The following is a 24,613-nucleotide window of genomic DNA, read 5'->3' as shown; positions in this document are numbered from 1 at the left end:
CCTGAATCGCCTTGTTTGCAACTAAAGACAGCATCTACTGGGCAAGTGATTACCGGTTTGGTGATATCCTGAACAGTAATTTTTTGAACACAGGTGGAGAAATTGCCTGCACAGTCAGTTGCTTTCCAAGTACGGGTAATAATACCCAATCCACAAGCATCCAGTGTGCCAGAGTCAGTGTAGCCAACTTTCGGGTTCGCATCACAATTGTCTGTAGCCGTTGCTGTACCTGAATCGCCTTGTTTGCAACTAAAGACAGCATCTACTGGGCAAGTGATTACCGGTTTGGTGATATCCTGAACAGTAATTTTTTGAACACAGGTGGAGAAATTGCCTGCACAGTCAGTTGCTTTCCAAGTACGGGTAATAATACCCAATCCACAAGCATCCAGTGTGCCAGAGTCAGTGTAGCCAACTTTTGGGTTCGCATCACAATTGTCTGTAGCCGTTGCTGTACCTGAATCGCCTTGTTTACAACTAAAGACAGCATCTACTGGGCAAGTGATTACTGGTTTGACAATATCCTGAACCGTAATTTTTTGAACACAGGTTGAGAAATTGCCTGCACAGTCAGTTGCTTTCCAAGTACGGGTAATAATACCCAATCCACAAGCATCTAGTGTGCCAGAGTCAGTGTAGCCAACTTTCGGGTTCGCATCACAATTGTCTGTTGCTGTTGCTGTACCTGAATCGCCTTGTTTACAACTAAAGACAGCATCTGCAGGACAAGTGATTACTGGTTTGACAATATCCTGAACGGTAATTTTTTGAACACAGGTTGAACTATTGCCGCAATCATCAGTAGCTTTCCAGGTTCGGGTGATAATACCCAATCCACAAGCATCTAGCGTACCTGAATCGGTGAAGCTTACAGTTGGTACTTTAGTACAATTATCTGTAGCCGTAGCTTTACCTGAATCACCTTGTTTACAAGCAAATACCGCATCTGCAGGACAAGTGATTACTGGAGGTGTTTTATCTGTACATAAATTCACTTGAAAAGGTGCTCCAGGAAAATCTTTTAATTCTGATTGACCAGAAGAACCAGAAGTTCTCGTTCTCACAAATAGGGTACTAATTACAAAACAAGGATCACTCCCTCCAAAAATTTTAGTTATATTGACAGCCCCTTCTGCCCATTGATTTGGAGCATACGCCCACAAATTAGGATTGGTGGAAATAGGAGCTTGATTATAAATAGGATAAGGCACTATGGTTTGTACTGTATTATTAGTACCATAAACAGTCCCAGCAGCAGGGGTAATTGGATCACTATAAGCAGTTCCAAGCCATTTTCTAACAACCACATTTGCGGATACCCCTCCTTGGGTAAACTCAATGGTTATTAAAAGATCTCCAACTGTACGACCACTAGGAGTACCCGCCGCAGAGGTAAATACTCCAAAAGCAAACCCTTTTGCGTCAGTTCCTGTCGTTGTCAGGGTTAACGATTTTTGAAGAATTTCAAAATCGATATAGCTGCTTCCATCTGTTACTTGACGGTCAGCAGCGAAAATCAGCCATAAATCATTAGGATCTCCAAATGCACCAGTAACACCATCTCCTCCACGAATAGCGCCGTCACCATAAGTAAAATGAGCAATTGCATTTTGAATTTCATTTTTGTTAGGTGAAGAACCTACGCCCCAAGTATAAGTACTTACAGCATCATTGATCTTATTACTACTGGTGAAAGTAGTTGGATCACTGGTTGTAATATTATCTCTGAAAAAGGTGGTGTTTGGATAAACATAGAATTGAGGGGGTAATGGCCCGTCCGGATAATTGTAAGGGGGTGGTATAGGTACAAATATCCCTCCTGGATAAGCAGCTGCATTTGTTTCACCCGCTTGAAATAAAAAGTCCCCCCAAGCTGTATTATCACCAGTAAATCTAACAAATGCATTTCCATCAATAGCAAACCCTCCCTTAGGGGCTAATACTGGCGCTCTCCCTAGAATGTTTTGGGCATTCGCCGTATAACCTGTCATTAGGATTGCCGCCAACATAAATGGTAATACGATCGACTGGTACCAACAACAAAACCATAAATTTGACAGGTAATCAATTGAATTTCTCTCCTTAAATTTAAAAAAATTTAATTTAGAAACAGTGTTTTTCGTTGATAAGCAACAATTTATTTTGCTAGATAAAACATCGAAAAACTTCGAAATTGTATTCTTTTTCATAATAAAAGTATTTTTACATCATAACTTAGACTAAAAAGGAAGTTTACAGACTTAGGGGAAAAAAACTTATAGAAAAAAAACACCTTCATAAACACATTTATGAAGTACTCCATCGTCCAAAGGATTTTTATTGTGGGGAACAACAACTAAATTCTTTATCAACCAGATAGTCGCTTAAAAAAGCAACCTTAAAACTCTAATCTAAAACAATTAGCATTGAAGTTAATACGATAGGTATTGAACAAAAGTTTTCAGACTCGGGGGAGAAAACTTGCAGAAAAACGAAACATCTTCAAAAAATAATTTGAAGTAGTCCATCATCTAAAGGATATTTTGTTTTGGGGAAACAAAAAAATCCTTTTATTAACCTGAAAGTTGCTTGGTAAACAACCTAAATCAAATAAATTTTTGTTAAACCAAAGTTAGGTATTGCACCAAAAAAAGGAAAAAAAACAGACCTAAACAAGACAACATTCTATTATTCCCGACAAAGAACACACTTCACTAAGAAAAGCTTTACGACAATAAAATATTAATACTAAACTACTCGTTAACCACTTGATTATCAATTAATTAATAGTTTTATTACATAAATTTTGTTAATTAAAAAACAATGTTAAAACCTATAAATCATCCTTGTGATTTAATCACTTTATTGCAATTCTATTGATTTTTTGAAGAAAAATTTGGGCAATTATTGATAATCTTAAAATAGTAGAATCGGTTGCTTTGTTTTTAAGATTTAGGAAACATCACGAGGATTTTAAAGTATTAATTTTCATTTATCAAAAATGTTGGAATGAACTGAAAATGGCTATAAAAAAATCTTCATTACAGAAAAGTCTTTTTATTTAGACAACACCAATCAAATATCCTCAAAAAGAATTCAACCAGAAAAAAAGCCATCTCAATAGCATTGATATGGCTTTAATTATAATATAAATATTGGATATAGATTAGTCCATTTTTTTAGGACAATATAATCATTGAAATTCTTATTTAATCTTTTTTTTATTCATAAGTCACTAATAAACAAATACATAAAACACTAGCGTTTTCAACATAAATCGTTTTCGTAAAAGATAAAATAGTACCTAAATCAGAAAAAACAGCTGTGTTCCAGCACGTCTCATTGAAGTAATTTAGACTTATAAATTTTAATTATTAATTTAAAAATTAGTGTTATGAAAAAGATTTTAAAATTAAGTGTATTGTTGGTAGTGGCAATGACTAGCATGAGTTCGTATGCAATCGATGGTGATTTTTTACTAAATGTAAAAAAAGGTAAAGGAAATGAAATTAGCTTTTCTCTAAATGAAATCAAAAAAGTTAATGTATCTATCTATGACGATGAGAATAACTTAATCTACACCGAAAATGCAACAGGTGAGAAAGGAATCGCAAGAAGGTATAATTTAGATGCATTTCCTGTTGGAACTTACTATTTGGTTGTGGAAAACAATCTAAAAAAAGTAAGACATGAAATTATTATTTCTGAAGAAAAGTCAATTTTAACAACAAAAGCAATCTCGGAAGTTTACAAACCGGCATTGAAAAATAAAAATGTAGCAAATGATGATTAGTTTGTTACTGAAAAGAATACCCGTATATTATTTTTAAGAGGCTATATCTTTATAAGAACAGCCTCTTTTTTGTGATTAAATTATTGCATCAAATGCAATTTATAAGAAATTAAAAAAGGACCTCATCACTGAAAGGTCTTTATTAAATATTAAAAAAGATTCCCCAAAAAGCAAGAAAAGCGACCACTACCTTTAACTAAAAAGCGAAAGCGAGTGTCTGAGATCCTGCTCAAAAGCAGGATAAGTGATTCACACCCTTTTTGCTACGCAAAAAGTGGTTCTCTGCTTACATATTCCTTCTATATTGCCCCCCAACTTCAAATAAAGCCGAAGTAATTTGTCCCAAAGAACAAACCTTGGTCGCTTCCATTAAGTGTTCGAATAAATTTTCATTTTTAATAGCAGCTTCTTGAAGTGTATTCAAGTGTTCCTTTACTAAATCCTGATTGGACTGGTGCAAATGGTGCAACATATCAATTTGATATTGTTTTTCTTCTTCGGTAGCACGAATTACCTCGGCTGGAATCACCGTTGGAGAACCTTTGGAACTTAAGAACGTATTCACACCAATAATTGGAAATTCACCCGTATGTTTCAACGTTTCATAATACAAACTTTCTTCCTGAATTTTACTGCGTTGGTACATCGTTTCCATAGCACCAAGAACACCGCCACGCTCGGTAATTCTGTCGAATTCTTCTAAAACCGCAGCTTCGACTAAATCTGTCAATTCTTCGATGATGAAAGCTCCTTGAATTGGGTTTTCATTTTTGGCCAGACCTAATTCTTTATTAATAATCAACTGAATCGCCATTGCACGACGTACTGATTCTTCCGTAGGTGTTGTGATTGCTTCATCATACGCATTGGTGTGCAAGGAATTACAGTTATCATAAATGGCATACAATGCTTGCAAAGTCGTACGAATATCATTGAAATCAATTTCCTGTGCGTGAAGCGAACGTCCGGACGTTTGAATGTGGTATTTCAACATTTGAGCACGTTCGTTAGCACCGTATTTATTTTTCATGGCTTTCGCCCAAATTTTACGTGCCACACGACCAATAACGGCATATTCCGGATCGACTCCATTCGAAAAGAAGAAGGATAGGTTTGGTCCAAAATCGTTAATATTCATACCACGACTCAAATAATATTCCACATACGTGAACCCATTAGAAAGCGTAAAAGCCAATTGCGTGATAGGATTCGCACCCGCTTCTGCAATGTGATATCCTGAAATAGAAACCGAATAAAAGTTTCTTACATTCTTGGTAATGAAATATTCCTGCACGTCACCCATCAATCGCAATGCAAATTCAGTAGAGAAAATACAGGTATTTTGTGCTTGATCTTCTTTAAGAATATCAGCTTGAACTGTTCCACGAACTTGAGATAAAGTTCTTGCTTTGATTTCGTTATAAACATCCGCAGGTAAAACCTGATCTCCGGTTACGCCCAAAAGCATCAACCCTAAACCGTTGTTTCCTTCCGGTAAATCGCCTTGATAATGTGGTCTTTCAACTCCTTTTTTGGTGTAGATTTGTTTGATTTTTTCGGCAGCTTCAATTTCAAGATTATTTGCTTTAATGTAAAATTCACATTGTTGATCTATCGCTGCATTCATAAAAAATCCTAACAACATTGGGGCTGGCCCATTGATTGTCATACTTACCGAAGTCATCGCATGAACCAAATCGAAACCAGAATACAATTTTTTAGCATCGTCCAAACAACAAATAGAAACTCCGGCATTACCTATTTTTCCATAAATATCTGGACGTACATGTGGGTCATTCCCATATAAAGTCACACTGTCAAAAGCTGTTGACAATCGTTTTGCAGGCAATCCAGCGCTTACATAATGAAAACGTTTGTTGGTTCGTTCCGGTCCGCCTTCCCCTGCAAACATTCGAGAAGGATCTTCTCCTTCACGTTTAAACGGATACAAACCTGCCGTGAAAGGAAATTCTCCAGGAACATTTTCCTGCAAACACCAACGTAAAATATCTCCCCAAGCCTGATACTTTGGTAAAGCTATTTTCGGGATTTGAGAATGCGAAAGTGACTCTGTATGTGTAGCCATTTTTATTTCTCTATCCCGAACTTTAAACGTATAAACTGGATTTTTGTATTTGTTTACTTTTTCATTCCAAGTCAAAATGATTTCCCAATTGTAGGGATCTAAATCCATTTTTACTTTATCAAATTGATTCAGTAAAAGATTCAAAAAGATTCTATCCTCAGCTACTCCCGGTTTTTCAGATTCCAAAGCACTTGGTAAAACAGAATCATCATTAATTCCTGTCTTATTCAATTCAGGGATTTTCTTGGCAACTGATTCAATCGTTTTAAAAATTCCGTATAATTTCTGTGCTACTTGTTCTTGACTTACCGCAGTAACATCATATTTCCGATTACTTTCGGCAATTTCAGATAAATAACGCGTTCTGTGTGGTGGAATAACGAAAATCTTCTCGCTCATTTCACGTGTGATTTGGAACGTTGATTTCAAATCAGAATTGGTTTTTTCATGGATTTTATCCATAATCGCTTTGTAAAGCGTATTCATTCCAGGGTCATTAAACTGCGAAGCAATTGTCCCAAAAACAGGAAGTGTATCTAGATTGACATCCCAAAGATTGTTGTTGCGTTGGTATTGTTTTTTCACGTCTCGTAACGCATCAAGAGAACCGCGTTTGTCGAATTTATTTATTGCTACCAAATCAGCAAAATCAAGCATGTCGATTTTTTCCAATTGAGTCGCAGCACCAAATTCTGGTGTCATTACATATAAGGAAACATCAGAATGATCCATAATCTCCGTATCGGATTGCCCGATTCCGGAAGTCTCCAAAATTATAATATCATATTTGGCTGCTTTAATTACTTGAATCGCATCGGCAACATATTTTGATAAAGCCAAATTCGATTGACGTGTGGCCAATGAACGCATATAAACTCTAGGACTATTGATGGCATTCATTCGGATTCTATCTCCAAGCAATGCTCCACCCGTTTTTCTTTTGGATGGATCGACAGAGATTAATCCAATTGTTTTTTCCGGAAAATCGATTAAAAAACGACGTACTAATTCATCCACTAATGATGATTTTCCTGCTCCACCCGTTCCCGTAATTCCAAGAACCGGAATAGTAGAATTTTCATTTTTTTTATGGATTGCTTCCAATGTTTCTCTGGCAACTTCAGGAAAATTCTCTGCTGATGAAATAATACGGGCAATGGCTTTTGGATTTTTTTCTTCCAAATGATTGATCTCATCAGTCAGTTTGTCTCCAATAGGATAATCAGCCCTTTGTACTAAATCATTTATCATTCCTTGCAAGCCCATAGCGCGTCCGTCATCAGGAGAATAAATTCTGGTGATTCCGTAGGCTTGTAATTCGGCAATTTCTGTAGGCAGAATCACTCCGCCTCCACCTCCAAATATTTTAATTTGTCCGGCTCCTTTTTCCTGAAGCAAGTCGTACATATATTTGAAATATTCGTTGTGACCACCTTGATACGATGTTATGGCAATAGCATTAGCATCTTCTTGAATCGCTGTATTGACCACTTCTTCCACACTTCTGTCGTGACCTAAATGAATTACCTCAACACCGGTAGATTGAATAATTCTACGCATGATGTTGATTGCCGCATCATGGCCATCAAAAAGGGCTGCTGCAGTTACAATTCTTACTTTATTAACAGGGATATAAGGTTTTACTTGCTCCATTTTATGAATATGATAATTTAAGAGTGCAATTTACGATTTTATTTTAAAAATTATTTAATCTCAGTCATAGTTGTTGATAAATAAGCAAGGATTTTGTTATTTAGCCCCGATGGAAGCGGCATCCCTCGCTTTTTCAGCGAGGATACAGCGGACAGCGGGACAACTGTTCCTTAATAAATCCTAAAGTTTGTGCTCCTAAATAAAATCGTGGCTTTATTTTTGAATAAGTAGTACTTTTGACACAAGTCATAAGCCGGATTGATAAAGTAAATTTATAAAAACAATTTAAGATGAAAAAAATTTTAATTTTAGTGGTGGCGGTATCACTTTCCAGTTGTGCCGAAATGCAACAGGTTCTGAATCAATTACCGCAAACGCAAGGAATTGGTGGCCTTGATATTGCAGGAGGATTGAAGGAAGCACTCAATAACGGAATTTCAAAACAAGTAACTAAATTGACCGCGACAGATGGTTTTTACAGAAATGAAGCCGTAAAAATTTTACTTCCGGAAGAATTAAGAAAAGTGGATTCTGGTTTAAGAAGAATTGGTTTAAGTTCATTGGCTGATGAAGGGTTGAAAGTATTGAATCGTGCTGCCGAAGACGCGGTTAAGGAAGCGACTCCAATATTTGTTGATGCGGTAAGAAACATGACTTTTATGGATGCCAAATCTATTTTGATGGGGAATCAAAGTTCAGCAACTACTTATTTACAAAATAGTACCTCAACAGCTTTGTACGGAAAATTTAATCCTGTGATAAAAAATTCATTCACTAAAGTGGGTGCCGATAAAGTTTGGTCTAACATAATCACAAAATACAACAGCATTCCATTAGTAAACAAAGTGAATCCTGACTTGACTGATTATGTTACCAATCAAGCAATGAATGGAGTTTTCAAGATGGTTGCCGTTGAAGAAAAAAACATCAGAACAAATTTAAGTTCCAGAACTTCCGTTTTATTGCAAAAGGTTTTTGCAATGCAGGACAAGATTTAATTTGATTCCCAGCTATTTTTAAAACATAAAACCGCTAAATCAAACTTTTTTATAAAAATAAATAAGTTTAGTTTTGAAAAAAAACTAAACTTTACTATACAGACTAAAGTCGAAAGAGATACATAAAATGCAAAAAATTACAATCCTTATACATTGCGAAGACCAAAAAGCAATTATTGCTTCTGTCACCAATTATATTGCCTCAATTGATGGTAACATTATCTATCTGGACCAACACGTAGATGCCGATGAAAATGTATTTTTCATGCGTTTGGAATGTGAGTTCAGTGCTAAAAATTGGGATATTGAAGCGATTAAAATTCATTTTCAGGCTAATTTGGCAACTCCATTTAATATGTCTTGGGAAATGTACACCCAAGACGAAAAGCCCAAAATGGCTTTGTTTGTTTCTAAATACGACCATTGTTTGTATGATATTTTAGGAAGATACAGCGCTGGTGAATTGCCTCTTGAAATTCCTTTGATTATAAGCAACCACGAGGATTTGAAATCAGTGGCGGAACGTTTTTCTATTCCGTTTCATTATGTTCCTTTCACGAAAGACATTAAAGACGAAGGCGAACAAAAGCAAATTGATTTACTGAAGCAATACAATATTGACTTTATTGTTTTAGCGCGCTACATGCAAATTATTACACCTAATTTGATTGCGCAATACAAAAACCTGATTATCAATATTCATCACTCGTTTCTTCCGGCATTTCCTGGAGCGAAGCCTTATCATTCCGCTTTTAAACGCGGTGTGAAAATTATTGGCGCCACCAGTCATTATGTGACCGAAGAATTAGATGAAGGCCCGATTATCGAGCAAGATATTGCCCGAGTTTCACACAGCCATTCCATAGAAGATTTTATTATGAAAGGACGTGATTTGGAACGTATGGTTTTGGCAAGAGCCATAAAATTACATGCCGAACGAAAAACGATGGTTTACAATAACAAAACGGTGGTGTTTTCTTAAATTCTCACTCCAACCCTCTCCAAAGGAGAGGGAGCCTAAACCCCATAGAATTAAAGAATCTTGTCTGTAATAATAAAATGTTCTCCAAAGTGATGCGGTGTGAGTATAAATTTTTATACATTAGTATAGAACACAGATTTTACAGATTAGACGGATTGTCACAGATTTTTTTGATTATAATATCAAAAGGCGAACTTGATTATGACACTTATTTAAATCTGTGTTAATCTGTTCAATTCGTGTTATCTGTGTTCTATTTTCAGATGTATCCTGATGATAGCACCAAAGTGAGCATTTGTATTATTTCATTAGTCTGAAACTTCAATTTTCCTCGTTTTCCCATTATTGTCAAATACTACTTTAGTCCAAAACGATTTTGCTTTTTTATGTGTTGGATACCAATCCCGGTTTTCTTCGACTAGAATAAAAAGTCCTGTATCTGTTCCCAAAACAATGAATTTATTCAATTTAGGTTGCTTTGGAAACACCGAAAGATCATACTTTTTACAAATTTCATCACTGAGTTGTGAAACATTTTTGGCAACAAAACCTATTTCGCTAACCGATACAATTGACGATCCATCAAATGGTTTCTCTGAAGCATTATCCAAACTGAAACGGGCAATAAATTCTAAAATATTGCCATTATTATCATAGAAATAAAAAGACTTGGCGTTCCAGTTATAAAAATCGGCGATTTTTTCTGGTGGAACTACATCTAGAATTCCTGTTTTCTTTTCTATCCAAGCAAAGGCTTCCTGTAACTTATTATTGGGTATATCGAAGGCAAAATGATATACTGGCTTTAAATTTTCAGAAAGCTTAAAAGTTAGTTTTGTGGAACCCGCTTCAAATGAAATACTCGAATTGTTTTTCGAAATTGTTTTCAACCCGATGACGTTGTTATAAAACAACTCTGTTTCATCGAGAGTATCTGTTAACAATTCAAGTTCGAGAATATTCATCTTGTTTAAATTGAAACTAATTATCTTTCCAGCAAATCAACGTCAACTCCTAATCCTGCAGCTACTCCCGCTCCTATACGACCATCGGTTCTATACCAATGACTCAATTGACGGTTTACAATTTCCTCTTTCATAGGCCCTTCAATACCAGACATGTGAGTAATAATATTGTTAATCGTATTTTGCTGTTGCTCCGGAGTCATGATTTTAAATAAATTGCCCGGTTGTGTATAATGGTCATTTTCACCTTCGCAATTTCTATCATACCAGTCCGAAAAATCACTAAAAATTTCCAATGGAGGTTCTTTATACGCTTGATCTATTTCCATTTCATCAAAACTGTTAGGGAAATAATTCGGATAACTTCCTCCATTGCCATCTACTCGCATTTGTCCATCCCGTTGGTAATTATTGGTTGCAAAAGGGCAACGGTTTACAGGGATTTGCTCATAATTTGTTCCCAAGCGATACCGTTGCGCATCTGGATACGACAACAAGCGCCCTTGTAACATTTTATCAGGTGAATACCCAATTCCGTCCACAATATGTGCCGGTGCAAATGCTACTTGCTCAATATCCTGAAAGTAATTATGTGGATTTTGATTTAATTCTAAAACGCCAACATCAATCAACGGAAAATCACCATGAGGCCAAACTTTGGTTAAATCAAATGGATTCAAATAATAGTCTTGAGAATTGGCCTGCTCTTCGGTCATGACTTGAATTTGTAAATTCCATTGTGGAAAATTTCCTTCATCAATATTCACAAACAAATCACGCTGTGCAAAATCCATATCACGAGATTTCATTTCTGCCGCTTCCTCATTGGTGAAATTTTTAATCCCTTGTGCAGTTTTGAAGTGGAATTTTACATACACTCTTTCGTTAGCCCCATTAATCATCGAATACGTATGACTGCCATACCCATTCATATGACGATACCCAAAAGGAGTTCCTCGATCTGACATGAGTATCAATACCTGATGTAAACTTTCCGGATTCAGCGACCAGTAATCCCACATCATCGTAGGCGATTTCATATTGGTATATGGATCTCGTTTTTGGGTGTGTATAAAATCTCCGAATTTTTTGGGGTCTTTAACAAAGAAAACAGGCGTATTATTGCCAACTAAATCCCAATTGCCGTCTTCGGTGTAAAATTTCATGGCAAAACCTCGTGGATCTCTTTCCGTATCAGCCGACCCTCTTTCACCTCCCACCGTAGAAAATCGAAGCACTAATTTAGTTTCTTTTCCAATTTCAGAAAAGATTTTTGCTTTTGTATATTTAGTAATATCATGTGTTACGGTAAATGTCCCAAATGCTCCCGAACCTTTTGCATGCACGACCCGTTCCGGAATACGCTCTCTGTTAAAATGAGCCATTTTTTCGTGAAGAATATAATCCTGTAATAGTAAAGGTCCTCGTGAACCTACCGATTGAGAATTTTCATTTTCTACATAAGGTCTTCCGGATGCTGTTGTAAGTTTTTCATGTGATTTCATATTAATACGATTTAATAGTTTTCATCAAGCAATAGCAAAACTTAAAAACACAAACAAAAATGATAGCGCCTATAAAACAATATCAAAAAAACGGTCTGCGTTTTTTCAACAAAAGAGAATTAAATTTGAATAAGTAAAAATGGGGTAATTTTAAAGTTGATTCCGGAACAGAACCGCTAACCGGGAATAACACAATAAAGTTAAAAAACTTAACTTATATACAACAAAGTAATAACAAAATCTTAACAGCAAAACGCTCGCATATGTGTGATCTTTGCAGGGTAATAAACTGGTTATTTATTATTTTGGTTTTGGTTAGTTAAAGAATTGCCTGCATTTATAATGCAGGCATTTTTTTTTATTGAGCTGTATTTATAAAAGAAAGGACGGCATCGTTGAATACATTAGGTTGCTCCACATTTACCACATGTCCACATTTTTCTATCACAAAGAGTTTTGAAGATTTATAATGATTCTCCACCACTTTCCGAACAGACGGCAAGAACATATAATCCTCTTCACCCATCACATAAAGCGTAGGAATATTCAATTCGACCTGGCGGAACCATTTGAGAACCGGATTTATTTCGGCAGTGAGTTTAAACCATTTAATAAATTCTTTTTGGTATAATTTTTTGGCCTCATTTATAAAAAGAACACGAGATTGCTTGTGACTTTTTTTAGGCATGATAACAAAGGCAAAGAACTTATATAAAACCAAATAAGGCAATACATACTTAAACATATTCCCCAATCGCATCAATACTTGAGAACGGAAATTCATTTTCAGGATGGCGCCGCCAAGAATCATACTTTGAACCCGTTCCGGATACATTTCTGCCAATTGTCTGATCAGAATTGTACCTAATGAAATGCCTACAAAATGTGATTTTTTTATTTTAAGAAAGTCTAGAACTTCCAGAATATCATTGGCCAAAGCCGAAAAAGTATATTTCTGTTTGAAAGCCGTTTTTAAGGTCGGTTTTGATTCCCCGTGACCACGCAAATCCAATAACAACACATTATATTGTTTTTTGAAATCGCGTATTTGTTTGAACCAAATAGAAGAACTTCCGCCCGCACCATGCACAAAAGTTACCCACTGATCGGTGTTTTTATTTTCGTAAATGGTATAATTAATCACGTTCTTATTTTTTGTAAAAATAGGATTTTAATTTTAAATCTCAATCTTAACATATATTAATGCTAATTTAACAATTGTAAAACGTAAATTTGCCAAAAAATTACACCGATGATTGGATTATTGAAAGAGAAAAGTGAAATAGAAAAGCTTAAAAGAGAATATCAAATACTTGCTGAACAAAATTTCGAAACAGAAAATAACACTTCACAACCTGCCATTGCTAAGGAAGAATTAGTTCTGGAAGAATGTGAACTATAATTTTTGATGTATTTTTTTAAAATAGTCAAACGCTTTTAGCAAGCGACTTCCATACCAAGAAAACATTTCACCATCTACAAATACCGTTTTTGCATGATGCGTGAAACGGCCTATTTCAAAAGCATCTTCTTCCTTAAAAGGAAAAGGTTCTGAGGATAGAAAAACCAAATCCGGATCACCTTCCAATCGCATTTTTTTGAGTTCGATTTCCGGGTAACGCCCTTTGTCCTGATAGATATTTTCAAAATGATTCAGTTTCAGTAATTCATTGATAAAATTATCCGAACCAGCGACCATAAAAGGGTTTTTCCAAATGAAATATGCCGCTTTTTTAACGGGTATATCCTTAACGAAGTTTTTAAAATCACTCAAGGCAAAAGCCAATTTGTCGTTCCATTTCTGGGCTTCAGTTCTGCAATTGAAAAGCTGGCCAAAATCGGTTATCATTTGAAAATTGTCTTCAATAGTAATAATATCCGTCACCCAAACCGGACAAATTTTACGCAACTCCGCTACAATTTCTTGTGTATTTTCCTCTTTATTACAAATAATGATATCCGGCTGCAACAATCTGATTTTCTCAAAATGCACTTTTTTGGTTCCGCCAACAATTTTCTTCGTTAACTTAAAATGATACGGATGCACACAGAATTTGGTAATCCCGATGATTCTATCTTCCAAACCTAAGTCATACAGTAATTCCGTTTGTGAAGGAACCAGTGAAATGATTCGTTTTGGGGAAGTTTCAAAAGAATGGGAAGTTCCGAGTTGGTCAGTTAGAGTTTTCATGTTTTTTGCTTAAAGGTTAAAAGGTTAAACGTTCAAAGTGGAGCAACTTTAAACGTTAGACTTTAAACAATCATTAACCTAATATCGCTGCCATTTCTTGTTGCATATTCAACGCTTCGGCTCTTGCTTTTTCAACAAAATCAGTTCCGTTTGAAGCATAAATAATGGCTCTGGAAGAATTAATCAACAATCCTACGTTCGCATTCATTCCGTATTTACAAACTTCAGATAAACTTCCGCCTTGCGCGCCAACACCTGGAACAAGCAAGAAACTATCAGGGACAATTTTACGAATTTCAGTAAAATATTCGGCTTTGGTAGCACCGACAACATACATTAGGTTTTCGCTATTTTTCCACGTTTTAGACGTTTCTAACACCTGTTTGTACAATTCTTTTCCGTCCACGTTCAAAGTCTGGAAATCAAACGCACCTTCATTAGAAGTCAAAGCCAACATAATGGTATGTTTATTTTCGAAAGCCAAAAACGGCTCCACCGAATCTTTCCCCATATAAGGAGCAACAGTAACGCTGTCAAAGTTCAAATCTTCAAAAAAAGCCTTGGCATACATCGAAGACGTATTTCCAATATCACCACGTTTAGCATCCGCAATCGTGAAGATATCAGGATAAGTTGAGTTGATGTAATTAATTGTTTTTTGCAACGACATCCAACCTTTTATTCCGTATGCTTCATAAAAAGCAGTATTAGGCTTGTAGGCCACTGCTAAATCATGGGTCGCATCGATTATCGCTTTATTGAATTCGAAAATAGGATCTTCCTGTTCTAATAAATGTTGTGGAATTTTATTCAAATCAACATCGAGTCCTACTGCTAGGAATGATTTCTTGATTCTAATTTGGTCAATAAGTTGTTGTGTAGTCATTGTTGTGTGTTTTACCGCAAAGTTCGCAATCCCGAAGCGTCGGAATTCGCAAAATTCACAAAGATTTAATCTGTTTATTATTTTTCACAAAGTCGAAAACAGTAAAAAACTGTTAAAAAAAATACCATGCTAAATAATTTAGTATGGTATTTTCTCTCTTTATTCTTGCATCTATTTTCTTTAAAAAACTTCGCTTGCTTCTTTCAATTTTTCCATGTTGTTGACTAACGCTAGTTCATCAACAATTTTCTGAATGTCACCATTCATGATATTTCCTAAATCGTACAAAGTCAAACCTACACGGTGATCCGTTACACGACCTTGTGCATAATTGTAAGTACGAATTTTAGCTGAACGGTCACCAGAACTTACTTGAGACGTACGTTTGGTAGCATCCTCGGCTTGTTTTTTGGCTAATTCCTGTTCGTATAAACGGGAACGCAAAACACCAAAAGCCTTGTCTTTATTTTTATGTTGTGATTTTTGATCCTGACATTGCGCCACTAATCCTGTTGGAATGTGCGTTAAACGAACTGCTGATTTGGTTGTATTTACTGATTGTCCACCAGGTCCTGACGAACAGAAGAAATCCACACGCACATCATTCATATCAATTTGCACATCAAATTCCTCTGCTTCCGGCAATACCATAACAGTCGCTGCCGAGGTGTGCACACGTCCTTGCGTTTCCGTTTGCGGTACACGTTGCACACGGTGAACACCCGCTTCAAACTTCAAGGTTCCGTAAACATCCTCACCGGTAACTTCAAAAATCACCTCTTTGAAACCACCCGAAGTTCCTTCATTCATATCCACAACAGATGTTCTCCAACCCCTGTTCTCACAATATTTCGTGTACATACGGAATAAATCCCCTGCAAAAATACTCGCTTCATCCCCACCCGTTCCGGCACGAATCTCCACCATGACATTTTTGGCATCTTCGGGATCTTTAGGAATCAACATAAATTTGATTTCATCCTCCAGTTCCGGTAATCTTTCCTTTGCTTCTTCCAGTTGCATTTTGGCCATTTCGGTCATATCTGCATCACTGTTATCCGCTATAATTTCGTTTGCTTCTTCAATATTCGCCATGATAATCACATATTCATCGCGCTTTTCAGCCAAAGCTTTTAAACTTTTGTACTCTTGATTCAATTGCACATAACGCTTCTGATCAGAGATAACATCCGGCTGAATGATTAAATCCGATATCTCATCGAAACGTTGTTTTACTATTTGAAGTCTATCTAACATTTTCTTAGTCCTTTATTTGGAGTGCAAAAATACGAAAAAAGTATTCAGTTTGCAAGGTTCCTAATTGAGATTGTCATTGCGAACAATTAGGAACGAATTGTGTGGCAATCAGGAGCTATTTCCTGCTATTCGTTGTATCTTTTTCTGGCAAAAAGCCTCGCTCTGCAAAGTATGAATAAATTGTAATGGCAAAATATAATCGTGATGGCTCTGCGAAGTCTCCAGACTTCGTAGCCATTCCAATGATCTAAAAACACAGAAAATAAAGTTTGCTAAAGCAAGAAACAGCATATAGCAATGTGTACGAAGTCCCTGCTATTCGCTATATCTTTTTCTGGCAAAAAAAGCCAGAAAAAGGATGCCGCTGCTATCAGAGTTAAGGCGTTTGTGTTAAATAAACAGCGTTTACGGTTTTCCGTAAAATACCTGAATAAAAAGGAGTTAGTTTTGGAAAATGATATAAAAAACCAAATTTATTTAATCAGTATTTTCGGTATTAATTTATATTTTTGAGAAATTAAAACCTCAATTAAGTAGCGACAATTTGTTCAAATTTAGTTATACACAAGAGTTTTTAATACGGCTATACAAGTATAAAAATTCATTGATATTAAATAATCTTATGAAACACACTCTACTATTTTTATTTATCTTTTTACTGTCCCAATTTACTAATGCTCAAACTCTAGACGCAACTTTAGCAGAATTAAATTTTCATGAGGACAGCGACCCTCAAAATTTCACCTCATTTCAGTCTGGATTTTATTTTACAGCGACTGATGGATATTATAATACTTTTGGGAGAGAATTATGGCATTCAAACGGGACACCGGAAGGAAACGTAATGGTTAAAGACATTAGAGCAGGCCTGAATTCTTCAAATCCAAGCTCATTAACACTTATAAATGAAACATTATTCTTTACCGCCAATGATGGTATTCACGGGGTTGAATTATGGAAAAGTGATGGAACTGAATCTGGGACAAAAATGGTTAAAGACATCAGACCAAATAATAACAGTGAATATGATGAACCTAGAAAATTAACAAGTTACAATGGGAAATTATATTTTGCTGCTACCAATAATATCGACGGATATGAATTATGGACAAGTGACGGTACAGAAGCAGGAACTTTTATGATCAAAAATATAAATCCAATTGTTGGCAGAGGCAGTGATTTGAATGATTTTTTCGTTTTTAATAATGCGCTCTATTTTATAGCTGATGATGGAATAAATGGGACGGAATTATGGAAAAGTGACGGAACGGAATCCGGGACAAAAATGTTTAAAAATATTAATCCCTACTCTTCAGGGCTAAATAATGGAAATCAGTTTTTAGTAGTTAATAATTACGTTTATTTTTTTGCTAATAATGGAACAAATGGAGCTGAGTTATGGAAAAGTGATGGAACCGAATCCGGGACAGTTATCGTGAAGGATATGAGAACTGGAAATAATTCAAGTTCTTCTGTTTTAAAAGGAAGTCAGCTTGCTAATTTAATAATTTTTGAAGCCAATGATGGAAATAATGGCATTGAAATCTGGAAAAGTGATGGGACTGAGGCTGGAACAATAATGATAAAAGATATAAACAAAACGAGTGTTGGCAGTATTTATAATAACCCTAATTATGTAAAATTAAATAATGCGGTTTATTTTTTAGCGGATGATGGCACTCACGGAAATGAAATATGGAAAACGGATGGAACATCTGATGGAACCACATTAGTAAAAGACATTAATAATGGAAGTGCCTCTTCATGGTTAGAAAAATTACATGTTGATGAAGTTAACAACAAACTTTTATTTTTCACAACAACTGCAAACTCAACTGACAGAACATTATGGGCTAGTGACGGAACATCAATAGGTACTTTTGAATTATCAAAAATTAAGGATAATGACATTTCTGGATTACAACAGAATTTTGTCACTACCAACAATGCGACGATAATCACAGCTGAAGATGAAATCCATGGAAATGAATTATGGATTACTGACGGAACTATCACTGGAACAAGATTTTTTGCAGATTTAAACTATTCAAATAATGGAAATCCATCGAAATTCACTAATGTAAATAATACTTTATTTTTTAGAGCAAATGAAAAAAAATATGGTAATCAATTGTTTAAAAGCAATGGAACTGCAGTTGGAAGTAAATTAATTAAAGATATTAATAACGGTAATAATTGTATAGATGACCTTTCAGAAATGAAAAGTATAAATGGCGTTTTATTCTTTAGTGCAATCGATGGTACTCACGGGTATGAACTTTGGAAAAGTGACGGTTCAGAAAACGGTACTGTCCTTGTTAAAGATATAAATCCCGGTAACAGTAGCAGCATGCAAAATTATAATGATAAACAACAATTCACTGTGATAAACAATATTCTTTATTTTTATGCTAATGATGGTGTACATGGTTTTGAATTGTGGAGAAGTGATGGCTCAGAAACGGGAACTTATATGATAAAAGACATAAACGGTGGCTCAAATTATAGTAGTTATCCTAGAGAATTTGTTTTGCTTAATGGTACAATTTATTTTATTGCAAACAGTACTACAGGCTCCTCATTGTGGAAAACTAATGGCACAGAAGCGGGTACTATAAAAATAATTGATCTTAATGATATGCGAGTTTTAAAAGCAGTCAAAAATAAATTATTCATAATTGCTGAAACATCCGGAACTACATATGGGCCACATGATTTATGGACTTCAGACGGCACAGCCTCTGGCACAGTTCACTTGAAAACTTTTGGAGATAATATCGATAGTGATATCCAACTTACTACTAGTCTTAACAATGAATTATATTTTGTGGTAGTAAGCCCCGATAGTTACTTTAAATCAGTATACAAATCAGATGGCACTATTGGAGGTACCAAATTGTTATTTGATGGAGCATCACACCCAACAATATCTAACCTTGATATAGATACCATTACAACATGTGGAGACTACGTATATTTCCTAGTACAGACTTACGATGGTATTGACAAAGAGTTATGGAGGACCAACGGACTTACAACAGAAAAAATAGCTGGCCCAGATACAGCAGATTTTTTAAACATAAGGGACCTGACGTGTTTTAACAGTAACTTACTATATTTAGCAGAATTTTTTCCTCATAAAATATGGATAACGAATAATACCCTTGCCACGCCATTGCAATTGGATATAAATGTTTTAAACGGTCAAAATTTAGAAGGATATGATGCTATTGAAAAACTGGGAACAACTGACTCTAATTTATACTTTAGTGCTCGTACTAAGAATAGCGGAGCAGAATTATATATAACAACTCCTAATTTTTCAACATTAAATATTACTGATAATTCTAATTCAAATGAAAATAGTAGTAGGTCTATAATTGTTTATCACAACCCCATGAGTAATTCGGTAACCATCAAATCGCTTACTGATTCTCAAATTATGAGTTTTGAATTATTTGATATTACGGGGAAAAAAATTCACAGTCAACTAAATGAAATCCCATCAAAAGAAATTAAATTTGATACAATTTCAATACCTAAAGGCATCTATTTGTTAAAGACCTTCCTTTCGAACGGCAATAAAGTAAGCACCAAATTAATTATCAATTAATTATTCTAAAATTCTTGTCAAAAAATAACAACAGCTATTTAACCTGATAGCTCTGGTATACACAATCGTTAGCGCAGAATTGAATTCTGTGCCCACAAACGAGAGCAGGTAAAACAAGTCAGAAAAGCTACAGAAAATATTTTTTGTAGCTATTTTGCATTTATAAACAGAAAAACAGTAATCTTCGTGAGCATTGTAGGAAACACAAATAAAAGCGAATGATAGTATCCATCACTAAAATCGAATTAAATTCGTATCTAAAAATGATTGCTTTTTTTAAGTTCAATGGGCAAATTATTGAACAGTTGAAACAATCCAATTGCAAAAAATACAAAGTAATCGGTAGTTGGAATTTGAAAGTTTGGTACACCATGACTCTATGGGAAAATGAGAATGAAATTAACACTTTTTATCGCAATGGCACCCATTTAGAAGCGATGAAACAATCCGGAAAATTTTCGTCTAAAATTCAATCCCGTCGAATACAAAATGAGGATTTTATGAGTTGGAAAGAATCAAAGAAATTATTTGCTAATAACTAACCCAGCACTGCAAATTATAAATAAGTCATATTAGCAAAATAGAATCGGGATTTCTGCACGAATTCTACTGATGCTCGTTTGCAACAAGTACCAATTTTAATTTAGAGCACTATCGTAGCGTTTGCAAAATGGCTACACCACTAATACTATTTCGTTTTCGAGAAGACTTTGGGGAGTCTTTAGATTTGTTTATATACTTTTTTTAGTTGCATAAAACACATCCTCATTTTGACCTAAGTAAAGAAAATTTTAAAATTTTAAAATTATTGTTATCATATATACTATATTTGCGACAACATTAAAAATAAATAAAATGAGAAAATTAGATTTTGCGTCTCTTCAGGTAAGAGATTTGGAAGTATCAAAAGCCTTCTACACAAACAAATTAGGATTTGAATTATCCGAAATGAGCAATCCATATGCCTATGTTTTTAAGTTCAACAAAGGCGAAGCAAGTTTTGCTATAAGAACACCCATTGGGAACATAGACGGCAAAGAACTTGGTGTAGGTGCCTCACTTTGGTTCGCTATTGATGAAAAAATTGAAGAACTACAAAACCAACTTACTGGAAAAGGAGTAACGCTTATAGGAGCAATCAACAACACCCCTTTTGGTAAAACGTTGATGGCAAAAGACCCAGATGGTTACATTATTACATTTTTAGAAACAATTTAAAACTACTGAAAATGATTAATGGAGATACAAAATATTGGATAGCTGTGGCATCAAAAGACCACGTAAAAACGGGAATTGCAGAAGGAATTGCTCAAGCCTGCCACGGAAAATCTTCACCATTAAAGAGAATGAAAAAGGGAGACTTTGTAATTTATTATTCAGGAAAGCAAACCATGGGCAAACCAGACAAATGCCAAGAGTTTACAGCATTAGGAAAAGTGATAGATGATGAAATATACCAGTTTCAAGTTTCGGAGGATTTTTGCCCTTCAAGACGCAACATTGCATTCGAGCAATGTAATGACACTTCTATTCTTCCTTTAATTAACGATTTAGATTTCATTCAAAACAAAAAAAGTTGGGGTTATCCATTTCGATTTGGTTTCTTTGAAATTAACCAACACGACTTTGATTTAATTTCATCACAAATGCTTCAAAATTATGCCTAAAGAAATTGATTTCCATTTTAAAAGTCCAAACGATAGCCCCGGTTATTTGCTTGGACAACTAACTATGCTATGGCAGCGCAAACTAAAAAAGGTTTTAGATCCTTTAGACTTAACTCAAACACAATTTGTGTTGTTAGCGGCATTAGGTTGGCTTTCAAAAAAAAATAAATCTGTAACACAAGTTGACATTGCCAATCAAAGTAATGCCGACAGAATGATGGTATCAAAAGTATTGCGAACATTAGAAGATAAAGGGTTTATAACTCGAAAAGAACACGAAACAGACACAAGAGCAAAAACAATTAGACTGACAACTAATGGAGAAGTTGTTTTGCAGAAAGCCATTATTGAGGTAGAAAATGCTGACTTAGATTTTTTTACTACATTAGACACTAAACTTTCACAATTCAATAAGAATATGGTTCTACTTATTGACCAAAACAAGAACGAATAAAAGCACTAACATTGTAATTGGCAGGAGCGCGACGCTCACACTAGCTTTACTAGAAAAAATCTGTTTCCAATATTTTATGTTTTTTTTACTTTTATATTATGAAAATCAAACGAAATCTTTAGCCCTGATGGAAGCGGCATCCTCGTAGCGCTGCGCAGAGATACAGCGGACAGCAGGAAGTTTCGTTCTTGAAAAAACCACTCGTTCTGCTCCTAAAAAACAACAATCAGCTACGCGAAGTGCTCTCCGTTTTTATTTGCATATCCATTATTTGAGTTTTAATTTAAAATCAATTTATTAAAAGCAAAATTATTAATGATAAAAACATCTTTTACAGTAAATCGTTTTAGAAAATTTGTTTTACTTTTAAAATAAAAACCATGAACAGAGTTTTAGTATTACTATTTATTATTTTTTGCTCAAAAACCATTGCACAAAATGCGGTTTCTGATAAAATAAAAAATAATAATCCTATTTTTAAAGGTTGGTATGCCGATCCTGAAGGAATCATTTTTGATAAAACATACTGGATATATCCCACTTTTTCAGCTCCTTATGAAAAACAAGTTTTTCTGGATGCTTTTTCATCTTCTGATTTAACCCAATGGACAAAACATTCTAAAGTTTTAGATACAACTGCTGTAAAATGGGCAAAAAAAGCGATGTGGGCACCGTCAATCATTAAAAATAAGAATAAATATTTTTTGTTTTTTGGAGCTAACGACATTCAAAATGATACTGAAATTGGAGGAATAGGTGTAGCGGTTGCATCCAAACCTGAAGGGCCTTTTAAAGATTATTTAGGAAAGCCATTAGTTGGTAAATTTTATAATGGTGCACAACCTATTGATCAATTTGTTTTTAGAGATAAGGATGGTCAACATTATTTAATTTATGGAGGATGGAAACATTGCAATATTGGTAAATTGAGACCAGATTTTACTGGTTTCATCCCTTTCAAAGACAAAACAGTATTTAGAGAGATTACCCCGGAAAATTATGTTGAAGGACCATTTATGTTTATCCGAAATAACAAATATTATTTTATGTGGTCAGAAGGAGGCTGGGGTGGACCTAATTATTGCGTAGCATATGCCATTGCAGATTCTCCGATGGGACCATTTAAGCGAATTGGTAAGGTCTTGCAACAAGATCCTAAAATCGCTACTGGAGCAGGGCATCATTCGGTTATGAAAGCGCCTGATTCTAATCAATATTATATCGTTTATCACAGAAGACCACTTACCGAAACAGATGTCAATTCAAGAGAAACATGCATAGAAGAAATGTTTTTTGACGAAAAAGGTTTTATCAAACCAATTACGATTACCAACGAAGGGGTAAGAGCACATAGAATTAAATAACTTTAAGGTATCTTATTAATTCATAATGCATCAGTCGAATGAAAAAAATCTAATTTTTGCAGTAATTGATCAATCCTGCTACGCGAAGTGTTCCTTAAAAAAATAACGTTCTTAAAAGTCGGGATTGCTGCGAAGTCTCCCCAACTTTTCACAACATGTTTGCAATTTTGAGCATTTGGTTAAACCGAAAAATAACGCTAATTTAGTCCCAAACCTCTTGTAATAAGGGACATTAGAGACATGCCAAAGAAAAACCAATCTAAAATATAACAACTCATCATGAATAAAAGTACTGTCTTTTTATTGTTTCTCATTTTCTTTACTGGCAAGCTCGCAGCACAAATCCCATCGAATATCCAAAATTTATTTCCTCAGGGAACAGTTATGTATCCTAATATTCCTTATGCTTCGGATTCACTAGTAAAGCATACACTTGATATATACGTACCTGCAAAGCATGAAAAAAAATCACCACTTGTGATTTGGATTCATGGTGGTGGTTGGAGACAGGGTGACAAATATGGTGATATGGAAAACATGAAAACAACGATAAATGCACTTTTAGCGAATGGTTTTGCCGTTGCGTCAATTAATTATCGATACAGTACTACCGCAATCTTCCCTGCTCAAATAGAAGATTGCAACCAAGCAGTTGATTTTCTGTATAAAAACGCCGAAAAATATTTTTTAGATAAAGATAATATTGCTGTTATCGGTTTTTCAGCAGGTGGCTATTTGGCTTCACTGATGGGAACATCAAATAATAATAACAACGAAGCATTTTATTTCAATAAAAAACAACCTGTTTTTAAAATCAAGGGAGTAATCGATTTTTATGGACCCTCAGATTTTATTGCCCGAATAGGTAGTATGTCTTTAGATGAAGGGGAACAGAAATCAACTTCGACTGCTTTGCTTGGCGCACAGCCACTTCTACGGCCAGATTTAGCAAAAATCGCCAGTCCTACTACTTATGTTGATAAAAATGACCCGCCATTTCTAATATTTCACGGCGATAAGGATCAAACTGTTCCTATTACACTATCAAAATTATTAGATTCTTACTTAAAGCTGGCAAACGTCCAAAGTGATTTTGTAATTGTGCCGAATGCCCAACATGGTGGAACATTATTTAATACTGAAGATATAAAAAACAAAATTATAGTGTTTTTGAATACATATTTAAAATAATTTCAATTCACCTTCGCTACCTACTGGTG

18 protein-coding genes and 1 pseudogene are annotated in these 24,613 nt (G+C 35.0%); 11 read left to right on the top strand and 8 right to left on the bottom strand.

Annotated features, from left to right (window positions below):
* Positions 1-2,189, bottom strand: a pseudogene (locus ACM55H_RS17305) (hypothetical protein); the annotation flags it as partial.
* Between the two features lie 1,184 nt (positions 2,190-3,373).
* On the opposite strand from ACM55H_RS17305, the gene ACM55H_RS17300 reads away from it, so the two are divergent.
* On the top strand, positions 3,374-3,772 hold the full coding sequence (locus ACM55H_RS17300; protein WP_416837701.1) for a FimB/Mfa2 family fimbrial subunit: 399 nt from the start codon (positions 3,374-3,376) through the stop codon (positions 3,770-3,772).
* A gap of 286 nt (positions 3,773-4,058) precedes the next feature.
* Here ACM55H_RS17300 and ACM55H_RS17295 read toward each other — a convergent pair whose 3' ends face one another.
* On the bottom strand, positions 4,059-7,511 hold the full coding sequence (locus tag ACM55H_RS17295; protein WP_416837700.1) for a methylmalonyl-CoA mutase family protein: 3,453 nt from the start codon (positions 7,509-7,511) through the stop codon (positions 4,059-4,061).
* Between the two features lie 290 nt (positions 7,512-7,801).
* Between ACM55H_RS17295 and ACM55H_RS17290 the strand changes: the two genes are divergently transcribed.
* Both ACM55H_RS17290 and purU read left to right on the top strand, forming a co-directional pair.
* Positions 7,802-8,509, top strand: coding sequence for a DUF4197 domain-containing protein (locus ACM55H_RS17290; protein ID WP_416837699.1), 708 nt, complete (start codon positions 7,802-7,804; stop codon positions 8,507-8,509).
* Between the two features lie 127 nt (positions 8,510-8,636).
* Entirely contained in the window at positions 8,637-9,491 is an 855-nt protein-coding gene (gene purU, locus ACM55H_RS17285; RefSeq protein ID WP_416837698.1) for a formyltetrahydrofolate deformylase, read from the top strand.
* 308 nt (positions 9,492-9,799) lie between these two features.
* On the opposite strand, the gene ACM55H_RS17280 is transcribed toward purU, so the two are convergent.
* The 3 genes from ACM55H_RS17280 to ACM55H_RS17270 form a co-directional block, all read right to left on the bottom strand.
* On the bottom strand, positions 9,800-10,456 hold the full coding sequence (locus ACM55H_RS17280; RefSeq protein WP_416837697.1) for a VOC family protein: 657 nt from the start codon (positions 10,454-10,456) through the stop codon (positions 9,800-9,802).
* Between the two features lie 20 nt (positions 10,457-10,476).
* Complete coding sequence (locus ACM55H_RS17275) at positions 10,477-11,961, bottom strand: catalase (protein ID WP_416837696.1); 1,485 nt, start codon at positions 11,959-11,961, stop codon at positions 10,477-10,479.
* A gap of 358 nt (positions 11,962-12,319) precedes the next feature.
* The gene (locus ACM55H_RS17270; protein ID WP_416837695.1) at positions 12,320-13,105 is read right to left on the bottom strand and encodes an alpha/beta fold hydrolase; all 786 of its coding nucleotides are present in this window, start codon (positions 13,103-13,105) and stop codon (positions 12,320-12,322) included.
* Positions 13,106-13,213: 108 nt separating this feature from the next.
* On the opposite strand from ACM55H_RS17270, the gene ACM55H_RS17265 reads away from it, so the two are divergent.
* Complete coding sequence (locus tag ACM55H_RS17265) at positions 13,214-13,363, top strand: hypothetical protein (protein WP_416837694.1); 150 nt, start codon at positions 13,214-13,216, stop codon at positions 13,361-13,363.
* Here the strand turns inward: ACM55H_RS17265 and ACM55H_RS17260 are convergent.
* From ACM55H_RS17260 to prfA, 3 genes are all read right to left on the bottom strand, one after another.
* Entirely contained in the window at positions 13,358-14,152 is a 795-nt protein-coding gene (locus ACM55H_RS17260) for an ABC transporter substrate-binding protein (protein ID WP_416837693.1), read from the bottom strand. The genes ACM55H_RS17265 and ACM55H_RS17260 overlap by 6 nt on opposite strands.
* Positions 14,153-14,225: 73 nt before the next feature.
* Positions 14,226-15,038, bottom strand: a complete 813-nt coding sequence (gene pyrF, locus ACM55H_RS17255; protein ID WP_416837692.1) for an orotidine-5'-phosphate decarboxylase — start codon at positions 15,036-15,038, stop codon at positions 14,226-14,228.
* A gap of 180 nt (positions 15,039-15,218) precedes the next feature.
* The gene (gene prfA / locus ACM55H_RS17250; RefSeq protein WP_416837691.1) at positions 15,219-16,295 is read right to left on the bottom strand and encodes a peptide chain release factor 1; all 1,077 of its coding nucleotides are present in this window, start codon (positions 16,293-16,295) and stop codon (positions 15,219-15,221) included.
* A gap of 622 nt (positions 16,296-16,917) precedes the next feature.
* Here prfA and ACM55H_RS17245 point away from each other — a divergent pair.
* From ACM55H_RS17245 to ACM55H_RS17215, 7 genes are all read left to right on the top strand, one after another.
* A complete protein-coding gene (locus tag ACM55H_RS17245) occupies positions 16,918-19,908 on the top strand; it encodes an ELWxxDGT repeat protein (protein WP_416837690.1) in 2,991 nt (996 codons plus the stop codon).
* A gap of 218 nt (positions 19,909-20,126) precedes the next feature.
* Positions 20,127-20,450, top strand: a complete 324-nt coding sequence (locus tag ACM55H_RS17240) for a hypothetical protein (RefSeq protein ID WP_416837689.1) — start codon at positions 20,127-20,129, stop codon at positions 20,448-20,450.
* 313 nt (positions 20,451-20,763) lie between these two features.
* Positions 20,764-21,126, top strand: coding sequence for a VOC family protein (locus tag ACM55H_RS17235; RefSeq protein ID WP_416837688.1), 363 nt, complete (start codon positions 20,764-20,766; stop codon positions 21,124-21,126).
* An 11-nt stretch (positions 21,127-21,137) separates the two neighbouring features.
* Complete coding sequence (locus tag ACM55H_RS17230) at positions 21,138-21,575, top strand: EVE domain-containing protein (RefSeq protein WP_416837687.1); 438 nt, start codon at positions 21,138-21,140, stop codon at positions 21,573-21,575.
* On the top strand, positions 21,568-22,029 hold the full coding sequence (locus tag ACM55H_RS17225; RefSeq protein WP_416837686.1) for a MarR family winged helix-turn-helix transcriptional regulator: 462 nt from the start codon (positions 21,568-21,570) through the stop codon (positions 22,027-22,029). The genes ACM55H_RS17230 and ACM55H_RS17225 overlap by 8 nt, the downstream gene beginning before the upstream one ends.
* A gap of 380 nt (positions 22,030-22,409) precedes the next feature.
* Positions 22,410-23,393, top strand: coding sequence for a glycoside hydrolase family 43 protein (locus ACM55H_RS17220; protein ID WP_416837685.1), 984 nt, complete (start codon positions 22,410-22,412; stop codon positions 23,391-23,393).
* Positions 23,394-23,672: 279 nt separating this feature from the next.
* The gene (locus tag ACM55H_RS17215; protein ID WP_416837684.1) at positions 23,673-24,584 is read left to right on the top strand and encodes an alpha/beta hydrolase fold domain-containing protein; all 912 of its coding nucleotides are present in this window, start codon (positions 23,673-23,675) and stop codon (positions 24,582-24,584) included.
* Positions 24,585-24,613: the final 29 nt, after the last annotated feature.

Origin of the sequence: Flavobacterium cryoconiti (assembly GCF_048158645.1) — a bacterium.
GTDB lineage: Bacteria > Bacteroidota > Bacteroidia > Flavobacteriales > Flavobacteriaceae > Flavobacterium > Flavobacterium cryoconiti.
This window is presented reverse-complemented; position numbering and strand designations above follow the sequence as displayed.

Coding starts and splice junctions, on each gene's coding strand:
- ACM55H_RS17300 (WP_416837701.1), top strand. CDS start 3,374: ATGAAAAAGATTTTAAAATTAAGTGTATTGTTGGTAGTGGCAATGACT.
- ACM55H_RS17295 (WP_416837700.1), bottom strand. CDS start 7,511: ATGGAGCAAGTAAAACCTTATATCCCTGTTAATAAAGTAAGAATTGTA.
- ACM55H_RS17290 (WP_416837699.1), top strand. CDS start 7,802: ATGAAAAAAATTTTAATTTTAGTGGTGGCGGTATCACTTTCCAGTTGT.
- purU (WP_416837698.1), top strand. CDS start 8,637: ATGCAAAAAATTACAATCCTTATACATTGCGAAGACCAAAAAGCAATT.
- ACM55H_RS17280 (WP_416837697.1), bottom strand. CDS start 10,456: ATGAATATTCTCGAACTTGAATTGTTAACAGATACTCTCGATGAAACA.
- ACM55H_RS17275 (WP_416837696.1), bottom strand. CDS start 11,961: ATGAAATCACATGAAAAACTTACAACAGCATCCGGAAGACCTTATGTA.
- ACM55H_RS17265 (WP_416837694.1), top strand. CDS start 13,214: ATGATTGGATTATTGAAAGAGAAAAGTGAAATAGAAAAGCTTAAAAGA.
- ACM55H_RS17260 (WP_416837693.1), bottom strand. CDS start 14,152: ATGAAAACTCTAACTGACCAACTCGGAACTTCCCATTCTTTTGAAACT.
- pyrF (WP_416837692.1), bottom strand. CDS start 15,038: ATGACTACACAACAACTTATTGACCAAATTAGAATCAAGAAATCATTC.
- prfA (WP_416837691.1), bottom strand. CDS start 16,295: ATGTTAGATAGACTTCAAATAGTAAAACAACGTTTCGATGAGATATCG.
- ACM55H_RS17245 (WP_416837690.1), top strand. CDS start 16,918: ATGAAACACACTCTACTATTTTTATTTATCTTTTTACTGTCCCAATTT.
- ACM55H_RS17240 (WP_416837689.1), top strand. CDS start 20,127: ATGATAGTATCCATCACTAAAATCGAATTAAATTCGTATCTAAAAATG.
- ACM55H_RS17235 (WP_416837688.1), top strand. CDS start 20,764: ATGAGAAAATTAGATTTTGCGTCTCTTCAGGTAAGAGATTTGGAAGTA.
- ACM55H_RS17230 (WP_416837687.1), top strand. CDS start 21,138: ATGATTAATGGAGATACAAAATATTGGATAGCTGTGGCATCAAAAGAC.
- ACM55H_RS17225 (WP_416837686.1), top strand. CDS start 21,568: ATGCCTAAAGAAATTGATTTCCATTTTAAAAGTCCAAACGATAGCCCC.
- ACM55H_RS17220 (WP_416837685.1), top strand. CDS start 22,410: ATGAACAGAGTTTTAGTATTACTATTTATTATTTTTTGCTCAAAAACC.
- ACM55H_RS17215 (WP_416837684.1), top strand. CDS start 23,673: ATGAATAAAAGTACTGTCTTTTTATTGTTTCTCATTTTCTTTACTGGC.